At 49.9% G+C, this 12423-nt stretch carries 12 protein-coding genes and 1 riboswitch; all 12 genes read right to left on the bottom strand.

Features of this window, described 5'->3' with window-relative positions; all coding sequences use genetic code 11:
• Nucleotides 1-21: 21 nt before the first annotated feature.
• The 12 genes from AC58QG_RS30220 to prmC all read right to left on the bottom strand — a co-directional run bounded on the left by AC58QG_RS30220 (nucleotide 22) and on the right by prmC (nucleotide 12415).
• Nucleotides 22-894: a carbohydrate ABC transporter permease gene (locus tag AC58QG_RS30220; RefSeq protein WP_497365762.1), complete on the bottom strand. Its 873-nt coding sequence runs from the start codon at nucleotides 892-894 to the stop codon at nucleotides 22-24.
• Between the two features lie 15 nt (nucleotides 895-909).
• Nucleotides 910-1812: an ABC transporter permease gene (locus tag AC58QG_RS30215; protein ID WP_497365761.1), complete on the bottom strand. Its 903-nt coding sequence runs from the start codon at nucleotides 1810-1812 to the stop codon at nucleotides 910-912.
• A 141-nt stretch (nucleotides 1813-1953) separates the two neighbouring features.
• A complete protein-coding gene (locus tag AC58QG_RS30210) occupies nucleotides 1954-3672 on the bottom strand; it encodes a family 16 glycosylhydrolase (protein WP_497365760.1) in 1719 nt (572 codons plus the stop codon).
• Entirely contained in the window at nucleotides 3672-4682 is a 1011-nt protein-coding gene (locus tag AC58QG_RS30205) for a glycoside hydrolase family protein (RefSeq protein ID WP_497365759.1), read from the bottom strand. Before AC58QG_RS30205 ends, AC58QG_RS30210 begins: the two co-directional genes overlap by 1 nt.
• Nucleotides 4683-5458: 776 nt before the next feature.
• A complete protein-coding gene (gene glyA / locus AC58QG_RS30200; RefSeq protein WP_497365758.1) occupies nucleotides 5459-6709 on the bottom strand; it encodes a serine hydroxymethyltransferase in 1251 nt (416 codons plus the stop codon).
• 36 nt (nucleotides 6710-6745) lie between these two features.
• Nucleotides 6746-7357 (bottom strand): TIGR01440 family protein, encoded by a 612-nt coding sequence (locus tag AC58QG_RS30195; protein WP_497365757.1) that lies wholly within the window; start codon nucleotides 7355-7357, stop codon nucleotides 6746-6748.
• 15 nt (nucleotides 7358-7372) lie between these two features.
• Nucleotides 7373-7831, bottom strand: coding sequence for a ribose 5-phosphate isomerase B (gene rpiB, locus AC58QG_RS30190; RefSeq protein WP_056611733.1), 459 nt, complete (start codon nucleotides 7829-7831; stop codon nucleotides 7373-7375).
• A 104-nt stretch (nucleotides 7832-7935) separates the two neighbouring features.
• A riboswitch (ZMP/ZTP riboswitch) is annotated at nucleotides 7936-8016 on the bottom strand.
• A 75-nt stretch (nucleotides 8017-8091) separates the two neighbouring features.
• Nucleotides 8092-8664 carry a low molecular weight protein arginine phosphatase gene (locus tag AC58QG_RS30185; RefSeq protein WP_497365756.1) on the bottom strand — a complete coding sequence of 191 codons (573 nt, stop codon included), beginning with the start codon at nucleotides 8662-8664 and terminating at the stop codon, nucleotides 8092-8094.
• A gap of 143 nt (nucleotides 8665-8807) precedes the next feature.
• The gene (locus AC58QG_RS30180; protein WP_497365755.1) at nucleotides 8808-9368 is read right to left on the bottom strand and encodes a manganese efflux pump MntP; all 561 of its coding nucleotides are present in this window, start codon (nucleotides 9366-9368) and stop codon (nucleotides 8808-8810) included.
• A gap of 64 nt (nucleotides 9369-9432) precedes the next feature.
• Nucleotides 9433-10500 carry an L-threonylcarbamoyladenylate synthase gene (locus AC58QG_RS30175; RefSeq protein WP_497365754.1) on the bottom strand — a complete coding sequence of 356 codons (1068 nt, stop codon included), beginning with the start codon at nucleotides 10498-10500 and terminating at the stop codon, nucleotides 9433-9435.
• Nucleotides 10501-10583: 83 nt separating this feature from the next.
• Nucleotides 10584-11387, bottom strand: a complete 804-nt coding sequence (spoIIR, locus tag AC58QG_RS30170) for a stage II sporulation protein R (RefSeq protein WP_497365753.1) — start codon at nucleotides 11385-11387, stop codon at nucleotides 10584-10586.
• A gap of 152 nt (nucleotides 11388-11539) precedes the next feature.
• Nucleotides 11540-12415 (bottom strand): peptide chain release factor N(5)-glutamine methyltransferase, encoded by an 876-nt coding sequence (gene prmC / locus AC58QG_RS30165; protein ID WP_497365752.1) that lies wholly within the window; start codon nucleotides 12413-12415, stop codon nucleotides 11540-11542.
• Between the last annotated feature and the right edge of the window lie 8 nt (nucleotides 12416-12423).

Genomic DNA, 12423 nt, shown 5'->3' with positions numbered 1-12423 from the left:
ATCATCGATTTTGGCCCCACATTAACCTTTCACAGAGCCAAGCAGAACACCTCGGGTAAAATGCTTTTGGATGAACGGATACACAACCAGAATCGGTAACGTTGTAATGGCGACGGACGCCATTTGGACCGAAATCGGGTTCACTGAGTTGGCTGCTTCAGCAGCGTCACCACTAATCGCCACAGAGGCGAGTAAAATCTGCCTTAGAAATAGCTGTACAGGCTGATTCTCTGGGGAGTTGATGTAGAGCAGGGCATCGAAATAACTGTTCCAGTGCCACACCGCGTAGAAAAGGCCAATCGTCGCGATAATCGGTACGGACAGTGGGATTACGATACGTACCAGAATGGAGATTTCACCTGCTCCATCAATACGAGCGGCCTCGTCAATGGCCTCTGGCAGCTGTTCGAAAAAGCTTTTCACAATCATGAGATAGAACGCATTGATCAGTCCAGGAATGATGAGTGACCATTCGGAATTGAGGAGTCCTATATTTTTCACGAGCAAGTAACCCGGAATAATACCGCCGTTGAACAGCATGGTGAATACGATAAAAAGCAGGAACCCGCTTCGACCAGGTAACGCTTTGCGTGAGAGCGGAAGTGCTGTAATGACGGTGAACATTAGGTTCAGGAGCGTACCGACAATGACACGAAAAAGGGTAACTTGGTAGGCATCGAGTAATCGGCCCCCTTGCATAATCTCTCGGTAAGCTGTCAGTGTGGTATGTGTCGGGATAATGACCAGACCGTCTTTCTTAATGAACTCGGATATCGGTGTCAGTGAGACGCTGATTACATACAGGAACGGCAGTACACAAGAAGCAGCGAGCAGGCTGAGCAGCAAATAGTTAACGCCTTGGGCGAGTCGGTCGCCAGTGATCATGTGACGCATGGATGATTCCTCCTTCTACCAGATTTGTCCGTCGAATTTTTTGGCAATCCGATTCGCACCCAGTACGAGCACGAAACCGATTACTGATTTAAACAACCCGACAGCGGTAGCAAGTCCAATGCGTCCCTCTTGTAAACCGACCCGATACACCCATGTCTCGATAACATCGGCCTTCTCTTGATTAAGCGGATTGAGCATGATGAAGATTTGATCAAAACCAACATCAAGAATGGCACTAAGCCGCAGCACGAGCATGAGAATAATGACGTTGCGAATACCCGGAAGTGTGATATGCCATAACTGACGGGACTGGGACGCGCCATCCATCGTGGCTGCCTCGTAAAGGCTCGGATCGATTCCGGTGAGCGCTGCCAAGTAAATGATGGCTCCCCAACCGACCGACTGCCAAATGTCCGTTGTGACGATGAGCGTTCGAATTAGACCCGACTCTGTTAAGAAGGAAATGCGGTCTAAGTGGAAGGCGGTTAACAACTGGTTAACTAGCCCTGTTCCAGGTGCAAGGAAAGCCACCAGCAGGCCGTAAATAATGACCCATGACAGAAAGTGAGGCAAGTAGGTCAGGGTTTGGATGGTCCTTTTGAACCCCGTTGAAGTGACGGCATTGAGCATTAGCGCTAGAATAATCGGTGCTGGAAACGAAAATACGAGCTTGTAAAACGAGATCAGAATGGTGTTTCCGATAATTTGCTTAACATACACACCATCGAAAAATAGATGAAAGTTCTGCCAGCCGACCCACGGACTTTCCCATAGTCCTTGCAGGACGTTGTAGTTCTTAAATGCAGCGGCGATGTACACCATCGGCACATATTTGAATACCGCAAAGTACAGCAAGCCCGGAATTAATAGGGCATACATCACACCGTATCTTCGCAGCAGGTTCATCGTTCGATGCATGAGCTGCCTCTCCTCTCTCTGTTTGTTATACTTTTATTGTAGCGCCGCGAAAGGGGCGATCCTTTTCATATCTTTGGCAGATGGTCTAAAATCTTCGGAAATACGAAAGCCGTCTCCCGATAGAGAGACGGCTTTTCTAGATCAATTTTTGACGAGTGTCATGTAATCGTAAGCCAGATTATAGGTGCTGGCGGATGCATTCTTGCCAGTTACAGTGAATCGGAACGTCTGGTTGCCTGTGGTACTGAACGTCACGGTACCCAAGTTGGACTCCGTATACCCAGAAGTTGCGGCATACTGATCTACCGTTGAACCCAGATTGGTGCCGTTAACTGCGAGCTGATAGGTCCCTTTATTGAATGCTTTGCGATTGCCCACGTAGACGGTATACGTCCCTGTCTGCGGCACATTCACCGTGTATTGAACGTAATCGCCAACCCCATTGCCGTTCAAGTTATTGAATGAACCACCGCTCGCTGGGGCGTCTGTGTAATTCGTTTGTGAGTCGCCCGAGGATACCGTGACTGGCAGAGACTCTGCTTCATACACCGTTGTCGCCGAGATCTCAGTGAAGCTTACGTCATCAACGAGCATCCATTGTGTAGAAGTGGCATTGGACGTAAAGGCAATCGTTGCCTGACCATTGGTCACGGGGATGTTATTCAACGTGATTTGTGTCCACGTGCTTGTTGTTGGAACCGTGATGTTCATCTCCGTTCCGCCATAGTTCAGCACACGCATCAAGGCCTGCGACTGGCCGCCAGAGCTCTTCACCCAAGCACTGAGCTGATAGGTGCCATTGGTGATACCATTGAGATTCTGTTTCGTCGTAACCAGATAATTGCTGGCCTTAGCGTGCTTCAAGGAACGCGTTCCCGTATGTGCATCCGTCGTAGTCATGAAGCTCGCATCTTTATCGTACGTCTCGATCCAGCTGGGTGTATCCTGATCGGTATAGCCCTTGGATGTGTCCTTCACCGTAAACTCCATCTGAGGATTGCCCAGAAGGTTGGCATTAGGGTAGCTCTTCGCGTAAAAACGGAAGTAGTCGAACTCACTTTCACCTGGTAGCTTCGTGTAATCCGAGACTGTCTTGTAGCCCAGCGCTGTCAGCCAAAAATTCGCTGGCGCAAATGGCATCGGTGTCGTCGTCGTATTGATTGTGTTGACGAGTGTACCGTCCAGATAGAATTTAATCGCCGTCGGGGTCCATTCGTAACCATACACGTGCCACACATCTGGTGTAACACTCACACTCTGACGCGGCGAGCTGTAGCCCGGAATGTACGTGATCGTCCCCGTATCATAGTAGCCATTGGCGGAGTCATGCTCGAAACCGTCAATCTCCGTTGCCTGATTATAGAATGGCAAATTACCAGCAGCTATTTCGGCAGTCAATCCGGTTATGTTATTCGCGGCGATATGATTACTTAGCCCCATACTCCAGAAGGAGGAATGCAGCCCTGTCGTGGAATTAAACAGCTTCGCTCTTGTCTCATAATAGCCATAGCCGAACAATTTCTTCGAAACTAAGCCACCGCAAGTGTTGTACCACGTGCCGTTAATCTGCTCACGCTTAAAATCAATGTGCAAGGAGCCGCCTGATTCACGTACATTCTCCTTGCGATTGTAGCCTAGTGAATAAGGCCCTGCGTCGCGGTACATCCAGTCGTTCTCATTAATCGCTGTATCGTCAAATTCATCAGCATAATATAACGCGTAACCAGCTGGTGCCGTTGCTGAGGCTGGGGTAGGCGAAATGGTCGATAGGGTCGCTGTGGCCAACAAGCAGGCGGGCAAAACAGTTCGGAGCGGATTGACTAGTACAGTGCGAAGCGGACTAAGCCATTTCAAATTCATTATGAATCTCCTCCTAATGGAATTTGGATGTTGTACGTTCGGCTTCCCTCCCGTTCAAGAACGGCGCACAGCAGGACAACAGGCTTCCCGTGCTCATCGAACCATAGTTGGGGACGTTCCAGTCGAGTCACGACTTGTGTGGCTTGATTGGCCCAATGAATCTGTAAATCGAAAGCGAGCACATGCCGCGAAGGCCGCCACACAATGCCGTCTGATGATTCAAATAAGGCCACTGAACCACGTTCTGATTTTGTAAAATAACCCTGGAAATCCTTCATCAATGCATAGTACTCATTGCCCTGACACCATACGTAAGGGTCTTCTACCGCCCAATCGTTCGTAGGGTTCGTCACCGTTGGCTCTAGCTGCTTGTGAAAGGGTCCCAGTGGCTGGTCAGCAAAGGCTACGCCTGCGTTAACTGCCCCTCCCTTTGGCGGAGGACCCTCAGCCACACCTTTGTACATCATCAGGATACGGCCGTCAGAGGTCTCGCACACCGTAGGGTTGCTCGTCATGAGACCATCCCACTCTCCTGGTGAGACATCCAACACTGGAGATGTTCCACGAGTCCATGGACCTGCTGGATGATCAGCCACGGCAACGCCGATACGTTGATGGTTGCGATACGTCCACCATGTTGCCTCATCGGCAGGTTGGTCAAGATCAAAATCGGGGCCATGCGTCCCCATGTAATACAGATAATAACGATTGCCGTGGCGTAACATCGCTGGATTGTGCACCACATCCCTGTCCCAGCTCGCTGTGTCATCTCTGCAGGTCCAAACCGTGTCCACGTGGTGGAATGGGCCTAACGGATTGTCGGCGACCGCATAGGCAATTTCGGAATGCGTGACCCAGGCTTCAAAACCAGCGCTTTCAGGCCAACGCGAGTAGAACAAATAATACCTCCCCTCCGCATCTTGTGTCATTGAACCACACCAAACATGCCATCCTTCTAGCTCGAACTTCGCTTGGGCCGGCACTGGCCGAAGCATCTCCTGAAAATTCATGCACACCTCTCCTACCTGTGTAAGGGTTTACATTGGTACAGAATCAGTGTAAGGGGTATGCCACGATGAAAGGTTTCATATTTTCGTAAGATGGTTTGAAGTTTTGGGATGTGTGATCTCACACGATCATACATTTGCTTGGATATAGGCAGGAACTGCCTCAGCACTTAAGTTTGTCTCACACGGAGACTATGGACGAATGTTTAGCTGTAGAAACTACAGCTAGTTTGCTAAAATCCGATGTGTTTTCGCGAATAGATGGAAAAGGTACAGCTAATTTATTGAGGATTTGATGAATCGAGCTAAGGGGAGAAAATTAACTGTAAGAAATACAGTTATTCGGTCAAATCTGAGAAATATGATTCAAATAGATGGAGATAATCCAGTTAGATTACGGGAAGGGGAGGTTGGTGAGTTAGTGAGTTGGTGAGTTAGTGAGTTTGGTCTGTTTGTGGGTTTGTGGGTTTGTGGGTTTGTGGGTTTGTGGGTTTGTGGGTTTGTGGGTTTGTGGGTTTGATGGTTGAGTGAGTTTGGTGGGTCTGTGGGTCTGTGGGTCTGTGGGTTGAGTGGGTTGAGTGGGTTGAGTGGGTTGAGTGAGTTTAGCGAGTTGAGTGATCGAATTTCGTGCGTTGAGTAAGCTGGATTGCTGAATTAAGTTGGGTTAGGTTGGGTCGTAGTTGGGTTAGAGGTGAGTATCGGGATGGGGGCTTGGGGTTCGACCAATATAAACGTACAAAAAAGACCAGCTCCAATGAGCTGGCCCCTGCAAATAAAGATTAGTACGTCAAACCTGGGTAAAGTGGGAATTGCGCCGTTAGATCGGACACCATGCCACGAGCTTTCTCAAGCGTAGCTTCGTCTTTTGGATTTTTCAACGTAAGAGCAATAACTTTCGCGATTGTTTTCATTGCTTCTTCGTCCATTCCGCGGGAAGTCACAGCTGGTGTACCTAAGCGGATACCGCTTGTAATGAACGGGCTAGTTGGGTCGAAAGGAATCGCGTTTTTGTTCGCTGTAATACCGATTTCATCAAGCACGTGCTCAGCGTCTTTACCTGAGATGTTCAGGTTGCGCAAGTCAACCAACATCAAGTGGTTATCCGTACCACCGGAAACAAGGTTGATGCCTTCAGCTGTAAGAGCCGTCGCCAAAGCTTGTGCATTGCTGATAACATTTTGACCGTATACTTTAAAGTCTGGTTGAAGAGCTTCACCGAAGGAAACAGCTTTAGCTGCGATCGTATGCATCAAAGGTCCGCCTTGGGAACCAGGGAATACCGCTTTATCAATCGCTGCAGCCCAAGCTTTCTTAGTAAGAATCATACCGCCGCGAGGACCACGAAGCGTTTTGTGTGTTGTAGTTGTTACGAAATGTGCGTGTGGCACTGGGTTCGGATGCAAGCCAGCTGCAACTAGACCCGCAATGTGCGCCATATCAACGAAGAACAAAGCGCCTACATCGTTAGCGATCGAAGCCAATGCTTCGAAATCAATCGTACGCGGGTATGCACTTGCACCAGCTACGAGCATGCGAGGCTTATGTTTGAAAGCTGCTTTGCGAACATCATCATAGTCGATGCGGAAATCTTTTTCACTTACGCCGTAAGCTACGAAGTTGTAAAGGATACCGGAAGCATTGACAGGGCTACCATGTGTTAAGTGACCACCATGCGCAAGGTTCATACCAAGAACTGTATCACCAGGGTTTAGAGCAGCCAAGTAAACAGCCATGTTCGCTTGTGCGCCGGAATGCGGTTGAACGTTCGCGTGCTCAGCACCGAAAAGCTCTTTCGCGCGGTCACGAGCGATGTCTTCCACGATGTCTACGTACTCACAGCCACCATAGTATCTTTTGCCTGGGTAGCCTTCTGCGTATTTGTTCGTAAGTACAGTACCCATAGCTTCAAGAACCGCTTGGCTTACGATGTTCTCGGAAGCAATTAGCTCAATTTTGTCGCGTTGACGGCCTAGCTCAAGGTTCATCGCTTCTACGATTTTCGGATCTTGCTTGCTCAAAAAGTTTGTCATATGGAATTCCTCCTAAGGATGATAGTCAAAAATAAATTAGCAATCTGCATCAGGTGCAGCTTGTTGATAAAGTTGATCCGCCAGATCTGCGGAGTACACAGCTCTTGTACCACCGATCAGCTTCGGCCGCGCGAAGGCCATCGTGACATAAGCCTGGCCAATATGCCGAACCGGCGGCCTTACGGGAACAACGACTCTGCGCAGATGCATCCCGATCAGCGTTGAGCCAATATCGATGCCCGCATGCGCCTGAATCGTCTCGACAACGACCGGCTTTGCGAAGTGTCTGTACGCATAGGAAGCCATCGAGCCCCCGGCCTTCGGCACGGGAATCACGGAAACCGGCTCATGCTGCGGCGCTAGCGTCAGCAGCTCTTCCTCCACGACCAGCGCACGATTCAGATGCTCGCAGCACTGATAAGCCGCAAACAGACCGAACTCGCCGCAAATGCGCTTAACCGTCTCGAAAATCGGCTTCGCCGCATCCAGCGTACCTGAGGTACCGATCTGATGCCCGAGAATTTCACTCGTGCTCGTGCCGATCACTAATATGTTCCCAGGGCGAAGCCCAGCAACCTCAACCAGCGCCCGCAAGTTTGCTTCTACCGCAACCGCTGCTGCTATAGGGTCAAACATAGAATCTGTCATTGTGCTCCCTCATTTCTAGGGATGTACCGTGAAACGATCTTCGATGCTCTGCACTTTGTTGATTCGATTCTTATGGCGGACACCTTCTGAAAACTCGGTTTCCAACCAGATTTTGACGATTTCTTCCGCTACGCCAGGTCCAACTACTCGCTCACCCATCGCTAGCACGTTCGTATCATTATGTTCACGTGTCGCTTTCGCGGAGAAAAGGTCATGCACAAGTGCACAGCGGATTCCCGGAACCTTATTGGCAGCAATAGACATCCCAATGCCTGTTCCACAAAGCAGAATCCCTTTGTCTGCTTCTCCCGAAACAACTTTTTCGCAAACTTGAAGTGCATAATCCGGATAATCGACGGAATCGCCGCAGCTGCATCCGAAATCGATCACTTGATGACCTAATGATTCAATAAAAGGAATGATAACATCTTTCAAACGATAGCCTGCATGATCTGCACCTAAAGCAATTTTCATGAATAAAACGCTCCTTTTTGACTGTTCGAATTCGACCATCCTATTATATCCCAAAGCTCACCAAAAACGAAAAAAAGAGCGCACACGCTAAAAAACGCGCGTTGCTCTTTTGCCCAGGCGACCGGCCGTATAGCTCAATGCTCCATTGTGGTTAACCCCACTCGTCGCCAGTTACATTGAGTCTTGCTTGTTACCTATATTTTATCGCATTCCCTGCGATGTGTAAAGCTCTATTGGCCTATCCCATTGATTACCTAAGGTTAGCGTAATTTTTTCACCAATTTATCTAAGCTTCGGCTAATTTCCTCAGCTGTGTACCGATAATCGGCTAATGATCCGCCATAAGGATCGGAAATATCATAATCTGGAATTGTGTTCTCCAGTGTATACATACGACTTCTTTCTTCTATGGATACGGTTTGGGACAGCGCCTGTTTAAGCTGAAGCTCTGTCGCAAGTTGCTCCCTTTCTTCAATCGCCTTGAGAATTCGATCATCGTCCTCTACATACTCTTTGAGCGTATAGGTCTTCTCGACCGCATGAGGAAAGCGCCCAATCACCGTGCGTTTGTGTCCTGTCGTCATCGTCAGGATCAGATCCGCCCAATCGACATCCGCGGCGCTAATCGCTAGAGAACTTATCGATTCCTTAAAACCCGCTTCATGAAGAAGAGACTGGCTATTCCTTGAAATCGGGCCCCCCGTCATCGCAGATACACCTGCCGAACGAACCTCCGCCGCAAGCCCCTCTTGACGCACCCTCATACGCAGCAAACCTTCAGCTAACGGACTGCGGCACGTATTTCCTGTACAGACAAATAGAATTCGCAACATGAAATCCTCCCGAAATAAACGACTCCCCCTCCACTTAGGAGGGATGCGTTTATATAGAAATTTAGCTAACTTTTTGTGTGAAACAAAAAAAATCTAAAATTTTGAAATAAACGGATGCACCGTCCGTGATTACCCGTATTGTATCATAGTAAAAACTTGATCCCAAACCCTAATAAGATAAGTCCGCCGAATGCCTCGCCGTATTCGCCTACCCAACCGCTAACCCGTCTGCCTAATAGCAAGCCCGCTATCGAAAGCAACCCGCCAAACAAACCAAAGATGAGCACTGTGAGCACAATATCCGTGGCAAACATCCCCAGCGAAACACCCACAGAGAATGAATCTATACTAACACTGAGGGCAAATATGATAAGCCCCCATAGCGTCCGATGATCGAAGGCCGTCGCTTCTTCCCCGCGTATCGAGCTGTATACCATATGGGCTCCAAGCAAAATAAGTAAACATCCCCCTGCGGCCGTCGCAACGTTACCCAGAAGGAGGGAAACATATTGCCCCATAAACATCCCCATCAGCGGCATGAGCACATGGAAAAGTCCGATAACAATGCTAATTTTCAAAATATCCAACAAACGAATGCCCTTCATTCCTATGCCAATTCCTAACGAAAAAGCATCCAGGCCCAAAGCAATCGCCATTATTCCAATTGTCATGAGTTGCCCAACTTGTATCCCAGATGCGAGCATAGCACGATCCCCCTTGTCCACGATTCTTTCTCAAGATATGCGGACAAACTGGGAATCATGCTAATTAGAGACGGATACGCTCATGCCCCGCTGCTTTGAGCAGTCGATTCATTATCGCGCTGCCAATACCTGAATCCGGGACACCTTCTGCAACAATATAGCTAATGCCTTTGTGATCAAAAGTCCGCAGAGCGCTATATAGCTCCCGTGCAATCGAATCTGGTTCTGATAAGGAGCCGCACGCGAGAACGAGATCAGCGCGATACCCCCGTACTCTTTCTTCAAAAGTGAGAATCCCCGTCGATTCTCCACGTGCCTTCGCAGCATCAATATCTTGTTGAATCCATGCGGAGACTTCCTGCACATCATCCCCTTGAACGATGTGCATAAAGCCCTTCGGCGCATAATGTGTGTACTTCATACCTGGAGCACGAGGGATATCCGAGGCTTCTACCTCTGTCGGCTCAGAAACATGAATAGGCAGATCCGGCAAAACGACTTGCAGCTGCTCCGCTGTCACGCCACCCGGTCTCAGAATGTATAGCTCGCTGTCAACAAGTTGAATAACCGTGGATTCAACGCCAACACCCGTTGCACCACCATCTACGATTCCACCAATCTTCCCGTCCAAATCATCACGCACATGCGATGCTAGGGTCGGGCTCGGTCTGCCTGAGCTATTCGCACTTGGTGCCGCTATCGGCAGTCCCGTTTCTCGCAGCAGCTGCAAGGCAACAGGATGATCTGGTATACGAATACCAACCGTTTGCAGACCCGCTGTAACCAACGGCGAAAGGCTACCTGCAAGTACAGGTAGCACAATGGTTAAAGGTCCAGGCCAGAAAGCCTTCATAATCGCTAGATGATGCGTTGTTAGACTATCTGGCTGAACCAGGCTTGGGAGCTGCTTCTCATCAGCTATATGTACAATCAGAGGATTATCAGAGGGCCTTCCCTTTGCGGCGAAAATCTGTAGAACCGCTGCGGTATTCGTCGCATCCGCTCCAAGTCCGTACACCGTTTCGGTCGGAAAAGCGACCGTATCGCCTTGTTGCAGAAGTTTCGCTGCCTCTGCTATATACTGCGCTGTTGCGCTTGTCGCTCCTTGATCCACGTTCCAGTAGATTGTCACAATCACTCTCATCCTTACTTGTATGAAATGAAATATGTATCCGTAAATATGATATAAAGAGGTATAATTGCAGGTTATTAAGTTTAGCTGAACCACGAAAAGATCGCTTTAAACATTTCCCAAATGAAGAACTTCACTTTCGGTTGAGCTGGCTCTTCGGTCGTGGAAGCTGAAACTGAAGCTGCTACTACCTCAACTTTTGCGTCTTTCTTTGCAACCTTCTCTGTCGAAGATGCTTTATCTTTACTAACGACTTCGTCTTTCTTTTTGGCAGACGATGTTTCACTAGCTTTAGCCTTATTTTCTTTAGCCGGCTGCTTTTCCTTGCCGTTCTCATCCGTGGTTTTGGCCACAACTGCAGCCGAAGCTACGGCTTCGCCCGATACGGAATCAACAAAGCATAACGGCGGGAACAGCACACACCACCAATTCTGACCTTCACCAGAACCAATTACAACACGCAAAGCTTCATAATCCCCTGCTGGGTAGACGTCATTTCCGTACATTTTGGTTGGAAAAGGGACAACACCAAGCTCCACCGTATACGGATAGCTATAGCCGCGTTCTTTAATCATTTGTCCAACAAGTTCATGAAACTCAGGCAAGTGTGCATTCACGACTGCTCTAGCCTCGTCTAAGGAATGCGGTCCAACAACCCACTCCGCCATACGGGCAATAATTGCATCACGAATCTCGCGTTTCAAAGCTTGGTCCTGCGCAGAATCCGAATTTGCTAGAATACGCAAACGAATGGATTCCTCTGGTATGGTAGGCGAAACTACCGCCGCGTTCGTACGATTGGATTCCCAACACATAATCATAAGTATAAGTGCAAAAGCAATGAATAATAGGCTTTTAACTGAGTGGCGCTCCGTTCTCTTAACCATGGAGAGTAGCCCCTTTCCCGTCATCTACTAGCCAGTATGGACAATAGTGGGTGGGGCTAAACCTATGAATCTATGATTTTTTGCAAAATGATAGAGTTGCTCCGCCAAAGAAACAGGCGGAAAGAAAGCAGCCGATCCTGGAAGGCAATCGGCTACTCGGAAGAGCGGATCGCGATCACATGGCGATCGATCCCCTGGAGATCCTGCACAAAGCGGATCTCCATCCAGTCCGCTGCGGCGCGCAGCAACACCGCAACCGCCTCCGCCTGCCCGATGCCCACCTCGAACCCGACCACAGTCGGGATTCGTGGCAGCCGGTGCAGCTGCGAGATCATGCGGCGGTACAGGTCGAGTCCCTCGACACCGCCGAAAAGAGCTGTGTGCGGCTCGAATAGCCGCACCTCGGGCATCAGCGCCGGCAGGTCGCCATCTGGGATATAGGGTGGGTTGGACACCACAATATCCGGCGCGAGCCCGCGCTCAATATAGGGCTCGAGGAGGTCACCCTCGAGCCACGTGATCCGCGCAGCCACTTCGTGGCGCTGCGCGTTCTTCAAAGCCATCTCCAGCGCTGCCGCGGAGATGTCACTGGCTGCCACGCGCCACGCAGGGCGCGCGTGCGCAATCGTCACCGGGATGATGCCGCTCCCGGTGCCCACATCCGCAAGCAGCGGAGCGCCTTGCGGGAACAGACGCGAGCCCTCGTGGAGCAACGCCTCCACGAGCAGCTCGGTCTCCGGCCGCGGGATCAGCACGGCCGGCCCCACCTCAAACGGAAGGCCGAAGAAATCCTGCTCACCGGTGATGTATTGCACCGGTTCACCCGCGGCCTTCCTGGCAACGAGCTGGTCCCACGTGGCGACCAGTTCTTCCGGCATCTGTTCCTGCCACCAGCGGAACAGCAGCTCGGTCCGACTGCAGCCGCCGAGCAGGTGCTGCAGCAGCAGTTCCGTGCAAGACGAAGCCTCTGCGACGCCTTGCTCCGCTAAAAAAGAAGAAGCCTTCACAAAGGCTTCTCTCACACTCATGTTTGCAG

The organism is Paenibacillus sp. J22P169 (assembly GCF_059691995.1).
This window is presented reverse-complemented; position numbering and strand designations above follow the sequence as displayed.

Coding starts and splice junctions, on each gene's coding strand:
- spoIIR (WP_497365753.1), bottom strand. CDS start 11,387: ATGGTTAAGAGAACGGAGCGCCACTCAGTTAAAAGCCTATTATTCATT.
- AC58QG_RS30210 (WP_497365760.1), bottom strand. CDS start 3,672: ATGAATTTGAAATGGCTTAGTCCGCTTCGCACTGTACTAGTCAATCCG.
- AC58QG_RS30220 (WP_497365762.1), bottom strand. CDS start 894: ATGCGTCACATGATCACTGGCGACCGACTCGCCCAAGGCGTTAACTAT.
- AC58QG_RS30195 (WP_497365757.1), bottom strand. CDS start 7,357: ATGACAGATTCTATGTTTGACCCTATAGCAGCAGCGGTTGCGGTAGAA.
- AC58QG_RS30180 (WP_497365755.1), bottom strand. CDS start 9,368: ATGCTCGCATCTGGGATACAAGTTGGGCAACTCATGACAATTGGAATA.
- AC58QG_RS30215 (WP_497365761.1), bottom strand. CDS start 1,812: ATGCATCGAACGATGAACCTGCTGCGAAGATACGGTGTGATGTATGCC.
- AC58QG_RS30205 (WP_497365759.1), bottom strand. CDS start 4,682: ATGAATTTTCAGGAGATGCTTCGGCCAGTGCCGGCCCAAGCGAAGTTC.
- glyA (WP_497365758.1), bottom strand. CDS start 6,709: ATGACAAACTTTTTGAGCAAGCAAGATCCGAAAATCGTAGAAGCGATG.
- AC58QG_RS30185 (WP_497365756.1), bottom strand. CDS start 8,664: ATGTTGCGAATTCTATTTGTCTGTACAGGAAATACGTGCCGCAGTCCG.
- prmC (WP_497365752.1), bottom strand. CDS start 12,415: ATGAGTGTGAGAGAAGCCTTTGTGAAGGCTTCTTCTTTTTTAGCGGAG.
- rpiB (WP_056611733.1), bottom strand. CDS start 7,831: ATGAAAATTGCTTTAGGTGCAGATCATGCAGGCTATCGTTTGAAAGAT.